General features: G+C 60.4%; 13 protein-coding genes and 1 riboswitch. Of the genes, 6 read left to right on the plus strand and 7 right to left on the minus strand.

Going from position 1 to position 16,330, the window contains the following annotated elements:
- Nucleotides 1–35 precede the first annotated feature (35 nt).
- The gene (gene xylB, locus BJF97_RS19655) at nucleotides 36–1,499 is read right to left on the minus strand and encodes a xylulokinase (protein ID WP_032693710.1); all 1,464 of its coding nucleotides are present in this window, start codon (nucleotides 1,497–1,499) and stop codon (nucleotides 36–38) included.
- Nucleotides 1,500–1,508: 9 nt separating this feature from the next.
- A complete protein-coding gene (dalD, locus tag BJF97_RS19660) occupies nucleotides 1,509–2,876 on the minus strand; it encodes a D-arabinitol 4-dehydrogenase (protein ID WP_032693709.1) in 1,368 nt (455 codons plus the stop codon).
- A gap of 206 nt (nucleotides 2,877–3,082) precedes the next feature.
- Here dalD and BJF97_RS19665 point away from each other — a divergent pair, with 206 nt between their 5' ends.
- Complete coding sequence (locus BJF97_RS19665; RefSeq protein WP_014839020.1) at nucleotides 3,083–4,024, plus strand: sugar-binding transcriptional regulator; 942 nt, start codon at nucleotides 3,083–3,085, stop codon at nucleotides 4,022–4,024.
- A gap of 14 nt (nucleotides 4,025–4,038) precedes the next feature.
- Here BJF97_RS19665 and BJF97_RS19670 read toward each other — a convergent pair whose 3' ends face one another.
- Nucleotides 4,039–5,040 carry a LacI family DNA-binding transcriptional regulator gene (locus BJF97_RS19670; protein WP_032693708.1) on the minus strand — a complete coding sequence of 334 codons (1,002 nt, stop codon included), beginning with the start codon at nucleotides 5,038–5,040 and terminating at the stop codon, nucleotides 4,039–4,041.
- A 258-nt stretch (nucleotides 5,041–5,298) separates the two neighbouring features.
- Here BJF97_RS19670 and BJF97_RS19675 point away from each other — a divergent pair, with 258 nt between their 5' ends.
- On the plus strand, nucleotides 5,299–6,048 hold the full coding sequence (locus BJF97_RS19675; RefSeq protein ID WP_004852583.1) for an SDR family oxidoreductase: 750 nt from the start codon (nucleotides 5,299–5,301) through the stop codon (nucleotides 6,046–6,048).
- Between the two features lie 30 nt (nucleotides 6,049–6,078).
- Nucleotides 6,079–7,686, plus strand: a complete 1,608-nt coding sequence (locus BJF97_RS19680) for an FGGY-family carbohydrate kinase (RefSeq protein ID WP_032693707.1) — start codon at nucleotides 6,079–6,081, stop codon at nucleotides 7,684–7,686.
- A 94-nt stretch (nucleotides 7,687–7,780) separates the two neighbouring features.
- Here the strand turns inward: BJF97_RS19680 and fbaB are convergent, their stop codons facing one another.
- From fbaB to thiM, 3 genes are all read right to left on the minus strand, one after another.
- Nucleotides 7,781–8,833, minus strand: coding sequence for a class I fructose-bisphosphate aldolase (gene fbaB / locus BJF97_RS19685; RefSeq protein WP_004103793.1), 1,053 nt, complete (start codon nucleotides 8,831–8,833; stop codon nucleotides 7,781–7,783).
- Nucleotides 8,834–8,981: 148 nt separating this feature from the next.
- Nucleotides 8,982–9,782 carry a bifunctional hydroxymethylpyrimidine kinase/phosphomethylpyrimidine kinase gene (thiD, locus tag BJF97_RS19690; RefSeq protein ID WP_004852589.1) on the minus strand — a complete coding sequence of 267 codons (801 nt, stop codon included), beginning with the start codon at nucleotides 9,780–9,782 and terminating at the stop codon, nucleotides 8,982–8,984.
- Nucleotides 9,779–10,552, minus strand: a complete 774-nt coding sequence (gene thiM, locus BJF97_RS19695; protein ID WP_004852591.1) for a hydroxyethylthiazole kinase — start codon at nucleotides 10,550–10,552, stop codon at nucleotides 9,779–9,781. Before thiM ends, thiD begins: the two co-directional genes overlap by 4 nt.
- Nucleotides 10,553–10,586: 34 nt before the next feature.
- Nucleotides 10,587–10,683, minus strand: a riboswitch (TPP riboswitch).
- A 232-nt stretch (nucleotides 10,684–10,915) separates the two neighbouring features.
- Between thiM and BJF97_RS19700 the strand changes: the two genes are divergently transcribed.
- Together BJF97_RS19700 and BJF97_RS19705 are read left to right on the plus strand one after the other, a co-directional pair.
- Nucleotides 10,916–12,892: an alkyl/aryl-sulfatase gene (locus tag BJF97_RS19700; protein ID WP_032693706.1), complete on the plus strand. Its 1,977-nt coding sequence runs from the start codon at nucleotides 10,916–10,918 to the stop codon at nucleotides 12,890–12,892.
- Nucleotides 12,893–13,007: 115 nt separating this feature from the next.
- A complete protein-coding gene (locus BJF97_RS19705; RefSeq protein ID WP_014230123.1) occupies nucleotides 13,008–13,430 on the plus strand; it encodes a universal stress protein in 423 nt (140 codons plus the stop codon).
- Nucleotides 13,431–13,483: 53 nt separating this feature from the next.
- On the opposite strand, the gene BJF97_RS19710 is transcribed toward BJF97_RS19705, so the two are convergent.
- Nucleotides 13,484–14,398, minus strand: a complete 915-nt coding sequence (locus BJF97_RS19710) for a LysR family transcriptional regulator (RefSeq protein ID WP_162097205.1) — start codon at nucleotides 14,396–14,398, stop codon at nucleotides 13,484–13,486.
- 120 nt (nucleotides 14,399–14,518) lie between these two features.
- On the opposite strand from BJF97_RS19710, the gene BJF97_RS19715 reads away from it, so the two are divergent.
- Nucleotides 14,519–16,330, plus strand: coding sequence for an adenine deaminase (locus BJF97_RS19715; protein ID WP_032693704.1), 1,812 nt, complete (start codon nucleotides 14,519–14,521; stop codon nucleotides 16,328–16,330).

A 16,330-nucleotide genomic window follows, 5' to 3' on the forward strand; every position in this document is an offset into this window, starting at 1 on the left:
CGGTCAGTTCACCGGAGCGGTTATGGTGATAAAAATTAATGCTGCCGATAGTTCAGATCGTTTAAATACAGGGCCTTAAACTGCGCATAGCGCCGCATCAGGGTTTGATGGCGTACCGGGTCCGCGCGCCAGGTCTGCCAGATCTCCGGTTTTTCACAGACTTCGGTAATCGGTTTGCCCGCCGCCAGGCAGGCCAGCCGCGCCGCGCCCAGCGCGCCGCCGGTCTCACCGCCTTTGTGGGTCACCACCGGCATATCGAGGATATCGGCCAACAGCTGCGCCCAGAACGGGCTACGGGCGCCGCCGCCAACCAGCGAACATTGTTCGATCTGCGTACCGCTCTCTTTCAGTACCTGCAGACCGTCGCTGATGCCGAAGCTCACCCCTTCCAGCACCGCGTAGCCGAGCTGGGCGCGCAGGCTGGAGTGGGTCATACCCCAGAACATGCCGCGCGCGTCAGGATCGTTGTGCGGCGTACGTTCGCCGGAGAGATAGGGTAAGAAGAACGGCGCGTGGGACTTCTCCTCTTCGCTAAGTTCGGCAATCTCCTCCAGCAGCGCCACTTCCGTAGTGCCGGTCAGGCGGCAGAACCACTGCAAACAGCTGGCGGCGCTGAGCATCACGCTCATCTGATGCCACAGATTCGGCAGCACGTGACAAAACGCATGGACCGCCGACTGCGGAGCCGGACGATAGGCGTCGGTCACCACAAACAGCACCCCGGAGGTGCCAAGCGAAATGAACGCATCCCCGGGCGAAACCGCGCCGACGCCTATGGCGCTGACCGCGTTATCGCCGCCGCCTCCGGCTACCGCTACCGAGGCGTTCAGCCCCCAGCGTTCGGCCACCTGCGGGTCAAGGGTGGCGGAAACCTCACAGCCTTCGACCAGGGTCGGCATCTGGCTGCGCGCCAGGCCGCATTTATCCAGCAGAGCGTCGGACCAGTCGCGCTTCGCCACGTCCAGCCACAGCGTCCCGGCGGCGTCGGACATATCGGAGACTTTTTTACCGGTCATCCGGTAGCGCAGATAATCCTTCGGCAGCAGCACCGTGGCGGTGCGCTGAAAGTTTTCCGGCTCATGGCGACGCACCCACAGCAGCTTCGGCGCGGTAAAGCCGGGCATCGCCAGGTTTCCCGCCACCTGATGCAGCTCCGGCGCCCTCTCCTCCAGCTCCGCGCACTCCGCGGCGCAGCGGGTGTCGTTCCACAGGATTGCCGGGCGGATCGCCTCCCCGTCGGCATCCAGCAGAACCGCGCCGTGCATCTGCCCGGAAAGGCCAATGGCCTTAATGGCCGGCCAGTGCTGGGCGCATTTTTCCCGCAGCGTGGTCATCAGATACTCCGTCGCCTCCCACCATGACTGCGGCGACTGTTCTGACCAGTGCGGATGGCGCCGCTGAATGCTCAGCGGCGCGCTATGGCTGGCGATAACCTCATTGTTCTCATCAATGACCAGCGCTTTGACTTCCGATGTGCCGAGATCGATACCCAGATACATAGCCACCTCTTAGTTAATCAGCGTATAAACGGCCGCCACTTTTTCGCGCATCAGCGCGAGGAAATCGGCGTTTTCGGCCAGTTCGCCAAACAGCGCTTTATCGCGGGCGTACAGGGCCAGCGGATCGTTGGCTTCAAACATCTGATGTACCCCCTCGGCGTCGAGGATGCCGTCCTGGTACTCATACGGCAGGGTGCCCTTGTGCCACTGCTCCATAAAGACGAAGAACAGCGCGGGCAGCATGGCGGTGGCTTGCGGGCGAACGCCGCGCTGGTAGCACTCCTGCAGGGTTGGGGCGATCATCGCCGGAATTTTCGAGAAGCCATCGGCGGCGACGCGCTGGTTGGTGTCCTGGATATATGGGTTGGTAAAGCGTTTGAGCACCACGTCGCGATAGGCCGGCAGGTCAATGCCATTATCGCCGAGGCATGGGATCACATCTTCCGTAACGTAGCGGTCGGCAATGGCGTAGATGAAATCCGTTAGCGTGCTTTCATGAATGTACTGCTGGCCAATTAACGTTCCCGCCCACGCAATGCAGCTGTGCGACGAGTTCAGAATGCGAATTTTCGCCTCTTCGTAAGGAATCACCGACGCCACCATCTCAACCCCGACCGCTTCCAGGTTCGGGCGTTCATCGCGGAAGTTGTTTTCCACCACCCACTGGATAAAGGTCTCGCCCATCACCGGCGCTTTATCGTCAATGCCGGTCTGCGCTTTGATGCGCGCGGGCAGGTCCGCCGCCGGGCGCGGGGTGATGCGGTCGACCATGGTGTTCGGACAGGTGGTGTTGGCGGCCATCCAGTCAATCACCGCCTGCTTGCCGGTTAGCTGCAGGAACTCAACCATACCGTCGTGGAAGCGTTCGCCGTTATGGCGCACGTTATCGCAGTTCAGCAGAGTCAGCGGCCCGGCGTTATCCGCCATACGCTTTTCCAGAATCCGCGCGATAGTGCCGTAAATCGTTTTGCACTCCCCTGCCAGATCGGCCTGCAAATCGGGGTTGCTGGTTTCCAGCTTATGGCGGGTATTCAGGTAGTAGCCACCTTCCGTCACGGTGAAGGCGATGACTTTGGTCTGCGGGTTTGCCCCTTCGTTAATCAGCGGCTGCAGCCCGGCCTGCCACGGCAGCAGTTTCTGAATGGAGGTGATCTCTTCATATTCACGTTCCCCTTCCGGGCTGACGGTTTCCAGCACATAGCGCCCGCCCTGCGCCGCCAGCGCCTGAACCACCTGTTCGGCGTCGTTGCGGATATTCCCCGCCGCGATGTGCCAGCGTTTATCTCCGGAAGCGATCAGACGATGCAGATACCACGCCTGATGCGCGCGATGAAAAGAACCCAGACCAATGTGAAGCCATGTGAATTGATTGTTCATGTTCCGCTCTCCTTGAGTTGATGGCCTCACTGTAAATGATCAATTGACCAAAATAAGAGCCACGGATCACAAAAGAACAATTACCCAATAAAATTACAAATGACCAGAAAAGAGCAAAAGCTTGCCAGTTTTCCCGACCACGGCGAGAATGCGGGTATTCGCCGGGCGAAATTATCGCCGCGGCCCGACACTTAGGGCAGGAAAGCATGAGCAAAGAAGATGATATCCGGCTGGATCAAAAGGTCCGCGCCGCGTGGATGTACTACATCGCCGGGCAGAATCAGAGCGAGATCGCCAGCCAGCTTGGCACGTCGCGGCCGGTGGTACAGCGGCTGATCGCCGCCGCGAAAGAAGAAGGGATTGTGTCGATTAGCCTGCACCACCCGGTGGCGAACTGCCTCGACTATGCGCAGCTGCTGCAGGAGAAGTACCGGCTTATCGAGTGCAATATCGTCCCCGCCTTTAACGAAGAAAGTACCCTGGATAGCGTCTCCTTCGGCTGCTATCAGCTGATGGCCCGCTATCTGCAGGATGATAAAGAGAAAATCATCGGCCTGGGTTCCGGCCTGACCCTGAAAAAAGCGCTGCAGCGCATCGACTTCGACAGCCTGAACACCCGCTGCGTCGCCCTGATCAGCGCCATGGACGCCGACGGCCAATGTAACTATTACGATGACGTCCCGCTGCTGCTGACCAGCAAAATTAAGGCCAAGTACTATCAGTGGCCCGCGCCGCGCTACGCGCAGACCCAGGACGAGTACGACATGTGGTGTACCAGCCGGCTGTTTCGCAGCGTTTCCGCCGTCGCCCGCCGGGCGGACGTTATTTTTGTCGGCATTGGGCCATTAGGTACCCAAAGCCCCATCTTCAAAGATGGCTTTATCAATCAGGCGCAGATGGATGAGCTGACCGCACGCGGCGGCATCGGCGAGATCATGGGACGCTTTATCGATGCCGAAGGCGGCGTGGTGGAGAGCGAAATCAACAGAATGATCACCAGCTACGATATCCGCCAGAACCAGTGCCCGCGCATCGCGGTGGCGTGCGGCGAGTACAAACGTCCGGCGATTCTGGCGGCGCTTAAAGGCGGCTGGATCAACGGCCTGGTGACCGACGAGCACACCGCCCGCTGGCTGCTGACGCGCTAACGGCGGCAGCCGGATCAGCGGCTGCTCATCAACAGCGGCGGGATTTCAATCCGCTGCTGCCCGGCCTCGCCGGCGTCAATAATCTTGAACACCGCTTCCAGCATCGCCGGCACGTCCTGCTGCACCATGTCGATATCGTGCCCCAGCAGATAGACGAACGGGTCCCAGTCAAAGCAGCCCATCGGCGGCTGGGCGCTGCCGGTAAGTCCCGCCTGCGACAGCCAACGCACCACCCCTTCCAGCGATATTGTCGAGTTGACAAATAGCCCCGGCAATGGGGTCTTCGCGGTAGCAAACCGCTCCTGCAGGCAGGCCTCAACTTTGCCTTTTGAATAGCCGGGCGCCAGGATATTTTCCTGCGGCACGACCAGCCCCTGCTCCCGATGCGCATCGTGGAAGCCGCGTAAACGCTCGCGGGTGTTATGGTCGCTGCTGCGCCCGCCGATAAAGGTCAGCGGCGCCAGCGCTCCCCGACGGCGAGCGCTGTTGGCGAGGATTTTGTGGGTCAGCGCCTTCGCGCCGCCGTAGTTATCCGATATCACCGACGGGGCGACAGAGCCCGGCAGGTCGAGATTGACCGTGGGCACGCCTGCCTGCTGGCACAGGGCGGTAATTTTGTCCGGATTGGTTGCCCCGGTGGCCACCACCCAGTCAACCTGCCAGGAGAGCATCGCTTTTACCGCTTCGATCTCCAGCTCTGGCCTCCGGCGCGTACAGGTGATAATCGGCAGCAGGCCGCGCTCGCGGGCCATCTCCTCAAAGCGCTCCGCCACCGAACCGAAATAGCGGTTATCGTATTTGGGGATAATCATACCGATGACGCGCGATTTTTTGCTGCGCAGCATGCTGGCCTGGCGGTTAATCGCATAGCCCTGCTCCTCGGCAATCCGCGTCACCTTTTCGGCAAGCTTCGCGCTGATGCGGCGCTTTTTCCAGTTGCCGTTGAGGATAGCGCTCACCGCGCTCGCCGAAACGCCGGACAGTTCCGCCAGGTCGTAAATCGTGATTTTCTTCATTTTCCCAACTTGCGTCACAAAATCATTTCGCTGTTAATTTCCCCACTTGCTCAATCGATGAAGCTAGCGCAACATGAGCTTCATCGATTGAGCTTCCATTTTACTTCCCGAAGTATTAACGCATTCAGCGTGAATACGCCAGCGGACATCAAAAAAATGACGCTCATATTCAATACCTTAACAAGTTTTCGTCTCCAGCGTCGAACGCGATGCCCTCGCGTTCGATAGTTCCAACCAGACTCTGTAAAGGATTATAAAATGAACCACTCTGTCTCCTCTATGAATACTTCCCTTAGCGGTAAAGTCGCCGCTATTACCGGCGCGGCGTCCGGTATCGGCCTCGAATGCGCCAGGACCCTGCTGGGCGCTGGCGCAAAAGTGGTGCTTATCGACCGTGAAGGCGAGAAGCTCAACAAACTTGTCGCCGAACTCGGCGAAAACGCCTTCGCCCTGCAGGTTGACCTGATGCAGGCGGATCAGGTCGATAATATTCTGCAGGGTATTTTGCAGCTCACCGGGCGTCTCGATATTTTCCACGCCAACGCCGGAGCGTACATCGGCGGGCCGGTGGCCGAGGGCGATCCGGACGTCTGGGACCGCGTGCTACACCTCAATACCAACGCCGCCTTCCGCTGCGTGCGTAGCGTCCTGCCGCATCTTATCGCGCAAAAGTCCGGGGACATTATCTTCACCAGCTCTATCGCGGGGGTGGTGCCGGTGATCTGGGAGCCTATCTATACCGCGTCGAAATTTGCCGTCCAGGCGTTTGTTCATACTACCCGCCGCCAGGTTTCGCAGTACGGCGTACGCGTCGGCGCCGTGCTGCCGGGCCCGGTGGTCACCGCCCTGCTGGACGACTGGCCGAAAGCCAAAATGGACGAAGCGCTGGCCAACGGCAGCCTGATGCAGCCGATTGAGGTGGCCGAGTCGGTGCTGTTTATGGTGACGCGCTCGAAAAACGTCACCGTGCGCGACATTGTGATCCTGCCGAACAGCGTGGATCTCTGACCGTTCAACCAGACTGTGTGAGAGGATGTTATGCAAAGCGATACGCAACATATTATTGGCGTCGATGTCGGTTCGGGCAGCGTTCGCGCCGGGGTGTTTAATCTGCGGGGCGAGCTTCTCGCCCACGCGACCCGGGAAATTACCCTGTTCCGCAGCGCCGGAAACGTGGTCGAACAGTCGAGCCGCGAGATCTGGCTGGCGGTGTGCTACTGCATTAAAACGGCGGTGGCCAGCGCCGGGGTCGCGCCGTCATCGATTGCCGGAATCGGCTTCGATGCCACCTGCTCGCTGGTGGTGATTGGCGATAACGACGCCCCGCTGGCGGTTGGGCCTTCGGAAGATGCGGAGCGCAACATTATCGTCTGGATGGATCACCGCGCCACCGGGCAGGCGGAAAAGATCAACGCCACGGGCCACGCGGTGCTGCAGTACGTCGGCGGTAAAATCTCGCCGGAGATGGAAACGCCGAAAATTCTCTGGCTGAAGGAGAACCGCCCGCACATTTATCAGCAGGCGCGCCACTTCTTCGACCTCGCCGATTATCTCACCTGGCGCTCGACCGGCGATTTAGCCCGCTCGGTCTGTACCGTGACCTGTAAATGGACCTACCTGGCGCATGAACAACGCTGGGATACCAGCTACTTCCGCCAGATTGGCCTCGAAGAGCTGGCGGATGAAGATTTTGTCCGCATCGGCCAGCGGATTGTCGATCCGGGAACCCCCTGCGGCGACGGCCTTTGCGCCACGGCGGCAGAGGAGATGGGCCTGCCGGTCGGTACTCCGGTGGCGGTCGGGATGATCGATGCCCACGCGGGCGGCATCGGCACCGTCGGCGTGCTTAACGGCGCGGTCAACAATATGGCCTACGTCTTCGGCACCTCCTCCTGCACCATGACCACCACGCAGGAAGCGGTGTTCGTGCCCGGCGTCTGGGGGCCATATTACTCGGCGATGGTGCCGGGGTTCTGGCTGAGCGAAGGCGGGCAGAGCGCGGCCGGAGCGGCCATCGACCAGCTGCTGAGCTTCCATCCCGCCGCCGCCGAGGCTAAGGCGCTGGCCAGGGCGCGCGGCGTCCCGCTGCCGGTTTATCTTGCCGATAGCGTGCTGGCGAAAGTGGAGCGTCCTTCTGCCGCGGTCAAACTCGCCGCCGGGCTGCACGTGGTGCCTGAATTTTTAGGTAATCGGGCACCGCTGGCCGACCCGCACGCGAAAGCGATTATCGCCGGGCTGGGGATGGAGCGGGATCTGGACAACCTGATGGCGCTCTACGTCGCCGGATTGTGCGGCATCGGCTACGGCCTGCGGCAGATTATTGACGCCCAGAAGGCGTGCGGCATCCACAGCGAGCATATCGTCATCAGCGGCGGAGCCGGGCAGCATCCGCTGGTGCGCCAGCTGCTGGCGGACGCCTGCGGAGTGAGCGTGGTGAGTACCGAATCCAGCGAACCGGTGCTGTTAGGTTCGGCGATTCTCGGCGCGGTGGCCGGCCAGATCGCCCCGTCCCTGCCGGAAGCGATGAAGCAGTTTACCCGGGTGGATAAAACCTACCGCTGCGTTGCCCAGTATAGCGCCGATCATCAGCGGCGCTATGAAGCGTATAAAACGCTACAGCACACGGCGCGGCTGATTCGCGAGTAAGCAAGATCCCGGGCTGCGGCGTAAACGCCCTACCCGGGCTACCAGACCGCACGAAACCGTAGCCCGGCCAGGCGTAGCGCCGCCACACGAATGCTTAAGCGATGGTGACTTTGCCGTCCAGATAGACATCCTGCACGGCATTGATCAGCTTCACGCCGTCGGCCATCGATTTTTTAAACGCCTTACGGCCCAGAATCAGCCCCATGCCGCCCGCGCGCTTATTGATAACCGCGGTGCGCACGGCATCGGAGAGATCGGTTTCCCCGCCCGCGGCGCCGCCGGAGTTAATCAGCCCGGCGCGGCCCATATAGCAGTTCGCCAGCTGGTAACGCACCAGATCGATCGGATTATCGCTGGTGAGCTTGCTGTAAACCCGGTCATCGGTATAGCCGAAGTTCACCGCTTTATAGCCGCCGTTATTTTCCGCCATTTTCTGCTTCACGATATCCGCGCCGATGGTCGCCGCCAGATGGTTAGCCTGGCCGGTTAAGTCAGCGGAAACGTGGTAGTCGACGCCATCTTTCTTAAACGCCGAATTACGCAGATAGGCCCACAGCACGGTCACCAGGCCCAGTTCGTGCGCGCGCTCAAACGCAGCGGAGATTTCTTCGATTTGCCGACGGGACTGTTCGGAACCGAAATAGATCGTCGCCCCGACCGCCACGGCCCCCATATTGAACGCCTGCTCAACGCTGGCGTACAGCGTCTGATCGTATTCGGTCGGGTAGCTCAGCGTTTCGTTATGGTTCAGCTTGACCAGGAAGGGGATGCGGTGCGCATAGCGGCGCGACACCGAGGCCAGCACGCCATAGGTGGAGGCCACGCAGTTACAACCGGCCTCAATGGCCAGTTCGACGATATTTTTCGGATCAAAGTACAGCGGGTTGGCGGCAAAAGAGGCGCCAGCAGAATGCTCTACGCCCTGGTCGACCGGCAGGATCGACAGATAGCCGGTTCCCGCCAGGCGGCCGGTGTTATACAGGGTTTGCATATTACGCAGCACCGCCGGCGGACGGTTGTTATCAACCATCACCCGATCGACGTAATCCGCCCCCGGCAAATAGAGCTGGTCGGCTGGAATCGTCATACAGCGGTGCTGTAAAAGCGTGTCGGCATCTTTGCCAAGCAACTGCGTAATATCAGTCATAGCGATCTCCCGTAAGTGCCGGTCGAAACCGGCATGCGTTTTCCCAACCCAATTATTTTGGGCAGGTTAAGCCTGGTACCGACTCAGCAGATTTTCCAGCCGGGAGCCTATTTTTTCAGCATAGTCTGCTGACACGTTGTCTTGCCGTTTACCACCAGGCGTGGAAATGGTGTACCGGACCGATGCCGTGCCCCACTTCCAGCGAATCCGCCTGCGCCAGCGCCGCCGAAAGCCAGCCTTTGGCTTCCGCCACGGTTCGCCCCCAATCCTCGTAACGCGGACGCAGGGCCGCCAGCGCCGCCGACAGCGTACAACCCGTACCGTGAGTATTTTTGGTCTGGACTCTCGGCGCGGTAAAGCGCTGCTCCCCGTCGCGGGTAAAGAGCCAGTCCGGGCTTTCCGCATCATCGAGATGGCCGCCTTTCATTAATACCGCTCCGCAGCCCATGCCCAGCAGCGCTCTGCCCTGCTCCAGCATCTCCTGTTCCGTTCTGGCATGCGGCGCATCCAGCAGCGCCGCCGCTTCCGGCAGGTTCGGGGTGATCAGCGAGACCTGCGGCAGCAGGCGCTGGCGCAGCGTCTCCACCGCCGAGGCGGAGAGCAGCGGATCGCCGCTTTTCGCCAGCATGACGGTATCGAGCACCACATTTTTAATCTGATAACGCGCCAGCCGTTCCGCCACCGCCTCGACGATATCGGTTTCCGCCAGCATCCCTATTTTGGTGGTATCGATACGCACATCGCTGAAAACGGAATCGAGCTGTGCGGCGACAAAATCAGGCTCTATCCGGTACACCGACTGGACGCCGCGGGTGTTTTGCGCCACCAGCGCGGTGATGACCGAGCAGCCGTAAGCGCCCAGCGCCGAGAAGGTTTTGAGATCCGCCTGGATCCCCGCGCCGCCGCTCGGGTCGGTGCCGGCGATGGTTAGCGCATTAATTCGTTTCACAGATCGCCTCCCGCATAGAGCGCATCGAGGAAGGCAGGAGTAAAGCTGCCGGGGCCGCCCTGCAGCGCCGCTTTTCCCCCCGCAAGCTTCATCAGACCGCAGGCCGCGGCCACGTTCTCCAGCCGATCGCCGGGCATCGCCGCAGCGGCGGCAACCACCGCCGATAGCGCGCAGCCGGTGCCGACTACCCGGGTCATCAGCGGATCGCCGCCGGTGACCGCGCGCGTGCGCTGACCATCGGTCACGTAATCGACCTCGCCGGTTACCGCGACAACGGTATTCAGCTGGCGGGCCAGCGCCTGGGCCGCGGGCAGCGCTGCGGCGGCGGTATCGGTCGTATCGACGCCGCGCCCGCCGCCGCTCATTCCGGCCAGGGCCATAATTTCCGACGCATTACCGCGAACGGCGGCAGGCTGCAGCGCCAGCAGCTCCCGGCAAAATTCTGTCCGTAAGGTCAGCGCGCCGACCGCCACCGGGTCCAGCGCCCATGGTTTACCCGCCTGCTGCGCGCTGCGCGCCGCCGCACGCATCGCCGCCGCGCGTTCGACGGTCAGCGTACCGACATTAATCAGCAGCGCATCGGCAATGGCGGCAAACTGGCTGGCTTCGTCCGGGTCGATAACCATCGCCGGGGATGCGCCAATCGCTAACAGGACGTTGGCGGTAAAGGTCTGCACCACGTCGTTGGTCATGCAGTGAACAAGAGGAGAATGGCGGTGAAAAAGGTGCCGCAGATGGGCAATATGCGCGGGGTTCAGCAGGTCAGACATCGTTTGCTCCCGCCAGGCGATGAAGAAGCGACGACCCTGCGGTCTCTGACTTCCCTACGCTGGCATTATCCAGATCAGGTGGTACGGGTTTTTCTCAGCCCATCAGTGATGGGGCACCCCGAGTCATTGAGAGATAAAAACGTTCTCAGCGGGCAGGTTACGGTAAGTCGCGGGACAACGCAAGCCGGCCCGGCGTAGGTATACAAGCGCGCGGCAATTCAAAATTAACAATAAGCAATCAAATAATTAACAAAATAAACACTTTTGCAGATACGTGTTTATAGTTTAGGAGGCGTTACAGGATGTAACCCGACGTCATATCGAAATTAACGAGTGAATCAGCGTAAACCCATGAGGATTCCGATGAAATTAACACCGATTATGAAAGGTCTGGCTCTGGCAGGAATTATCTCGACTCTCCCTGTGACCAGCTGGGCCGAAACGTCGCCGAAAGAAGCCGCTGCGGCGACCAAACAGGCAAACGACGCGCTGTATAAACAGCTCCCCTTCTCCGACAACACCGACTTTACCAACGCGCATAAAGGTTTTATTGCCGCGCTTCCTACGGAAGTGATTAAAGGTGAACAGGGCAACGTTATCTGGAACCCGCAGCAGTACGCCTTTATCAAAGAGGGGGAAAAGGCGCCGGATACGGTCAACCCCAGCCTCTGGCGTCAATCCCAGCTCATCAATATCAGCGGCCTGTTTGAAGTGACCGAAGGCGTGTACCAGATCCGCAACCTCGATCTCTCCAATATGACCATCATTGAAGGTAAAGAGGGCATCACGGTTGTGGATCCGCTGGTATCAGCGGAGACCGCAAAGGTCGGAATGGATCTGTATTACAAAAATCGCGGCAATAAGCCGGTCGTTGCGGTGATCTACACCCACAGCCACGTTGACCATTACGGCGGCGTGCGCGGCGTGGTCGATGAAGCCGATGTCAAATCCGGCAAAGTCAAAATCTACGCGCCTTCCGGTTTTATGGAGGCCGCCGTTGCTGAAAATATTATGGCCGGTAACGTGATGAGCCGTCGCGCCAGCTATATGTACGGCAACCTGCTCAAACCGGATGCCACCGGCCAGGTTGGTGCAGGTCTCGGCACCACAACCTCTGCCGGCACCGTCACGCTGATCGCTCCCACCAATATCATCGAGAAAGATGGCCAGAAAGAGACCATCGACGGCCTGACCTACGATTTTATGCTGGCGCCGGGCTCGGAAGCACCGTCGGAAATGCTGTGGTATATCGAAGAGAAGAAGCTCATTGAATCCGCCGAAGATGTCACCCATACCCTGCATAACACCTACTCGCTGCGCGGGGCGAAAATTCGTGAACCGCTACCGTGGTCGAAATATATCAACGCCGCCATTGTGCGCTGGGGCGACAAGGCTGAAATCATCATGGCCCAGCACCACTGGCCGACCTGGGGTAATGAGAACGTGGTTAACCTGCTGAAGAGCCAGCGCGACCTGTATCGGTACATTAATGACCAGACTCTGCGCATGGCCAACGAGGGCCTGACCCGCGATGAGATCGCCGCCAAATTCAAGCTGCCGGACAGCCTGGCCAATACCTGGGCCAACCGCGGCTACTACGGCTCCGTCAGCCATGACGTGAAGGCTACCTACGTCCTCTATCTCGGCTGGTTCGACGGCAACCCGGCTACGCTGGACGAGCTGCCGCCGGAAGAAGCGGCGAAGAAGTTCGTTGATTATATGGGCGGCGCCGACGCTATCCTCAAGAAAGCCAAAGAAGATTACAACCAGGGCAACTATCGCTGGGTAGCTCAGGTAGTCAGCAAAATTGTCTTCGCCGATCCCGGCAATCTGGAGGCGCGCAATCTGGAAGCCGATGCCCTGGAGCAGCTGGGCTATCAGGCGGAATCAGGACCGTGGCGTAATTTCTACCTGACCGGCGCGCAGGAGCTACGCAACGGCGTCGTGAAAGGGCCGACGCCGAATACCGCCAGCCCGGATACCGTGCGGGCCATGACCCCGGAAATGTTTTTCGACTATCTTGCGGTCCATATCAACGGCGAAAAAGCCGGAACCGCCAAAGCGGTATTCAATATCGACCTTGGTAACGATGGCGGTAAATATAAGCTAGAGCTGGAAAACGGCGTGCTCAACCACACCGCCGATGCCGAAGCCAAAGACGCCGACGCTACCATCGCGCTGGATCGCGCCACGCTGAACAAAATCATCCTGAAAGAGGAAACGCTAAAACAGGCGGAGGATAAGGGTGAAGTCAAAGTGACCGGCGACGGCGCGAAGCTGGACGAGATGCTGGGCTATATGGATAAATTTGAGTTCTGGTTCAATATCGTGACGCCGTAAATAAGCTCCCGCGGCGGCCAGCTGCGGGACTTAATCCGTCCGGAGTTTCATTTGCTTTCCCCTCGCCGCAGGCACAAAATTATCAGCAGGTATCACCCTGCGTCGAGGTATCGTTATGTCCGTTTATCACCATGCTCTGGTGCTGATCAACAGCAGCCTTGACGGCGTTCCGCTGCTGGCGCACGCCGCGAAAATGGCGGAAGAAAACGCTATGCGTATTACCATCGCCCATATCAGCACCGACTACCGGTCGCTTAATTATGTCTCCGACAGCCTGCTGGATGATGACGTTTCCCGGGAGGTGATTCAGGCCAAAGCGCTGCTCAATGAACTGGCCACCACGGTCGCCCTACCGGTGCAAACGCTATCGCTGGTGACCACGCGTCGTTTTGCCGATGTCGAAGCGTGCGTGCGGCAGCGGAATATTGATTTGATCATTGCCGGTCACCACAACCGGCTGCTGGGCGTTCTCGCTTCACACTCCCTGGAGTACATTAATCATCTCACCGTCGACGTGCTGATTAAGCATCTTCCCTGACAGCCTCTCCCGCAGACGGCGCGCTGCGTTCGTCGGGCTCCCCCCCGCGCCGGTCAGCGCAGCGAACTTAGCAATAATGCGAAACATTCCTCAATCAGCGGCGGCAAAGGCTGCGGCCCGCGCATCAGCGCCACGGTTCGCGTCAGCGCGGGCTGCTGAAGCTGCGCCACCTTTAACGCCGGATCCTGAAGGTGGGTAGTATAAAGCTCAGGCAGAATCGCCACCGCCAGCCGGGAACGCACCAGGCCGTAAAGCGTTTCAATATAGTCAACCTGATAACGCGTATTCAGCGTGAGGCGATGGCTCTCCGCCAGCGCGCCGACCAGACGCTGAATATTGCCCTTTGAGAACACCGCGATATCGCGCCCCGCGAGCAGCTTCCACGGCAGATGCGGCTGCCCGGCCAGCGGATCGTCGCAGTGCAGCACCGCCACAAACGGATCGTCGCGCAGAGGATAAACCTGCAGCTCAGGCGGTAACGAACTGTCTATTGCGCCAACGGCAAAATCTATCTTTCCCGACTGCAGCTCGCAAAACAGGGCGTCGTTGGTCTGATCGTGAAACTCCACCCTCAGGCGCGGAAACGCCTGGGCCAGCGTTTGCGGCAGCAGCGGAAACAGCAGCGAGCTCACCGAGGGCACCAGCCCGATACGCACCGTACCGTCGCCGCCGGCCTCGACTATCTGCTGCATATCCTGAAACGCCAGCTGCGCCACGCTCAGCACCCGCCGGGCGTGAGGCAAAATCGCCGCCCCCAGATCGGTTAAGGTCACCGCCGAGGCGGTACGGTTGACCAGCTTGCCGCCGAGCACCGTCTCGATTTGCCGCAGCGCGCTGCTTAGCGCCGGCTGGCTGATAGCCAGCCGGTTAGCGGTGTCGGTGAAGTGACGCAGCTGGGCCAGGGTCACAAAGTACTGAATCTGCTTGAGAGAGAGCGCGGGCAGCCGCTGCCAGGGTTCGGTCATCATGTTTTCGTCAACGGTGAGCATGCAGAATAACCCGAAGTTATCGGGCGATAAATTTATTCATCTGGGCAAACGTTTGCTCTGCCCCTAGAGTATCCCCATTATCCTTGTGCCGGAGTTGTTATGTCCAGCAGTGCTGAAACCCGCCGCCGCGCCGTGCAGGCCGCACGCGGCGAATCCCCGTTCGATCTCTTATTAACCGACGCGCAGATTGTCGATATGGCCACCGGAGAGATCCGCGAGGCAGACGTCGGGATCGTCGGCGAAACCATCGCCAGCGTGCACCCGCGCGGCAGCCGCTCCGATGCCCACGAACGCCGCTCGCTGGCGGGATATTTCCTGTCGCCGGGGCTGATGGACACGCACGTCCACCTTGAAAGCTCCCACCTGCCGCCTGAACGCTATGCCGAAATCGTGCTGGCTCAGGGCACCACGGCGGTATTCTGGGATCCGCACGAGCTGGCCAACGTGCTGGGCGTCGAAGGCGTGCGCTACGCCGTCGCCGCCAGCCGCCATCTGCCGCTGCAGGTGATGGTCGCGGCGCCGTCCAGCGTGCCGTCGACGCCGGGACTGGAGATGTCCGGCGCCGATTTTGCCGGCGCGGAGATGGAAACCATGCTGGCCTGGCCGGAAGTTTGCGGCGTCGCCGAAGTGATGGATATGCACGGCGTGCTGCACGGCAGCGAGCGGATGCAGGAGATTATCCAGGCCGGTCTCAACAGCGGCAAGCTGATCGAAGGCCACGCCCGCGGTTTGCGCGGCGCGGATCTGCAGGCCTACCTTGCCGCCGGGGTCACCTCCGATCACGAGCTCACCTCGGCGGATGATGCGCTGGAAAAACTGCGCGCCGGGCTGACTATCGAAATTCGCGGCTCGCACCCTTACCTGCTGCCGGATATCGTTAACGCGCTGAAAACGCTGCCGCATCTCTCCTCGCAAATCACCGTCTGCACCGACGATGTGCCGCCGGATATGCTGCTGGAAAAAGGCGGCATTATCGCCCTGCTCAACCTGCTGATTGAGCACGGACTGCCGGCCACCGACGTCCTGCGCTTCGCCACCTTAAACGCAGCGATCCGCCTGCAGCGTAACGATCTGGGGCTGATTGCCGCCGGACGCCGCGCCGATCTGGTGGTTTTTGATTCATTAGAAAAGCTCGACGCGCGGGAGGTGTACGTCGCCGGGAAGCTGATTGCCCGCGAGGGCGCCCTGCTTGAGTCGATTCCGCCGGCGGCGGGTATTACCCCGCCGCGCGATACCCTGCAGATGCCGCCGCTCAGCCCTGACGATTTTATCCTCCGCGTCGGCGCGATTCGCCACGGCGTCGCCCGCCTGCGGCATATTCGCGGCGCGCGCTTTACCCAGTGGGGAGAGGTTGAGGTGCAGGTCCGCGATGGCCGGGTGCAAATCCCGGACGGGTTTAGCCTGATTTGGGTTAAGCACCGCCACGGTCGTCACCAGGCGACGCCGCAAATTGCGCTGCTGGAAGGCTGGGGCGAGCTGCGCGGCGCCATCGCCACCAGCTACTCCCACGATTCCCACAACCTGGTGGTGCTCGGCCGCGATGCCGACGAGATGGCGCTGGCGGCAAACCGCCTGATCGCCTCCGGCGGCGGTATGGCGCTATCTCAGCAGGGAAAAATCCTTGCCCACGTGGCGATGCCGATTGCCGGAATGCTTTCCGACTTGCCCGCTCCGGAGCTGGCCAGACAGTTCCGCCAGCTTCGCGACCTGAGCGCGGAGGTCGCCGACTGGGAGCCGCCCTATCGCGTATTTAAGGCTATCGAAGGCACCTGTCTTGCCTGTAACGCCGGGCCGCATTTGACCGACTTAGGTTTGACCGACGGCAGCACCCGCCAGATCGTCGAGCCGCTGATAGACTGCCGGGAAATCCCGGAACACACAGAACACAACAATAATCATCAGGGAGCCTGA

It is taken from the genome of Klebsiella sp. LTGPAF-6F (assembly GCF_001753185.1).
GTDB lineage: Bacteria > Pseudomonadota > Gammaproteobacteria > Enterobacterales > Enterobacteriaceae > Klebsiella > Klebsiella michiganensis.

Excerpts from the sequence above, each read along its gene's own strand:
- xylB (WP_032693710.1), bottom strand. The coding sequence starts at position 1,499 with ATGTATCTGGGTATCGATCTCGGCACATCGGAAGTCAAAGCGCTGGTC.
- dalD (WP_032693709.1), bottom strand. The coding sequence starts at position 2,876 with ATGAACAATCAATTCACATGGCTTCACATTGGTCTGGGTTCTTTTCAT.
- BJF97_RS19665 (WP_014839020.1), top strand. The coding sequence starts at position 3,083 with ATGAGCAAAGAAGATGATATCCGGCTGGATCAAAAGGTCCGCGCCGCG.
- BJF97_RS19670 (WP_032693708.1), bottom strand. The coding sequence starts at position 5,040 with ATGAAGAAAATCACGATTTACGACCTGGCGGAACTGTCCGGCGTTTCG.
- BJF97_RS19675 (WP_004852583.1), top strand. The coding sequence starts at position 5,299 with ATGAACCACTCTGTCTCCTCTATGAATACTTCCCTTAGCGGTAAAGTC.
- BJF97_RS19680 (WP_032693707.1), top strand. The coding sequence starts at position 6,079 with ATGCAAAGCGATACGCAACATATTATTGGCGTCGATGTCGGTTCGGGC.
- fbaB (WP_004103793.1), bottom strand. The coding sequence starts at position 8,833 with ATGACTGATATTACGCAGTTGCTTGGCAAAGATGCCGACACGCTTTTA.
- thiM (WP_004852591.1), bottom strand. The coding sequence starts at position 10,552 with ATGTCTGACCTGCTGAACCCCGCGCATATTGCCCATCTGCGGCACCTT.
- BJF97_RS19700 (WP_032693706.1), top strand. The coding sequence starts at position 10,916 with ATGAAATTAACACCGATTATGAAAGGTCTGGCTCTGGCAGGAATTATC.
- BJF97_RS19705 (WP_014230123.1), top strand. The coding sequence starts at position 13,008 with ATGTCCGTTTATCACCATGCTCTGGTGCTGATCAACAGCAGCCTTGAC.
- BJF97_RS19710 (WP_162097205.1), bottom strand. The coding sequence starts at position 14,398 with ATGATGACCGAACCCTGGCAGCGGCTGCCCGCGCTCTCTCTCAAGCAG.
- BJF97_RS19715 (WP_032693704.1), top strand. The coding sequence starts at position 14,519 with ATGTCCAGCAGTGCTGAAACCCGCCGCCGCGCCGTGCAGGCCGCACGC.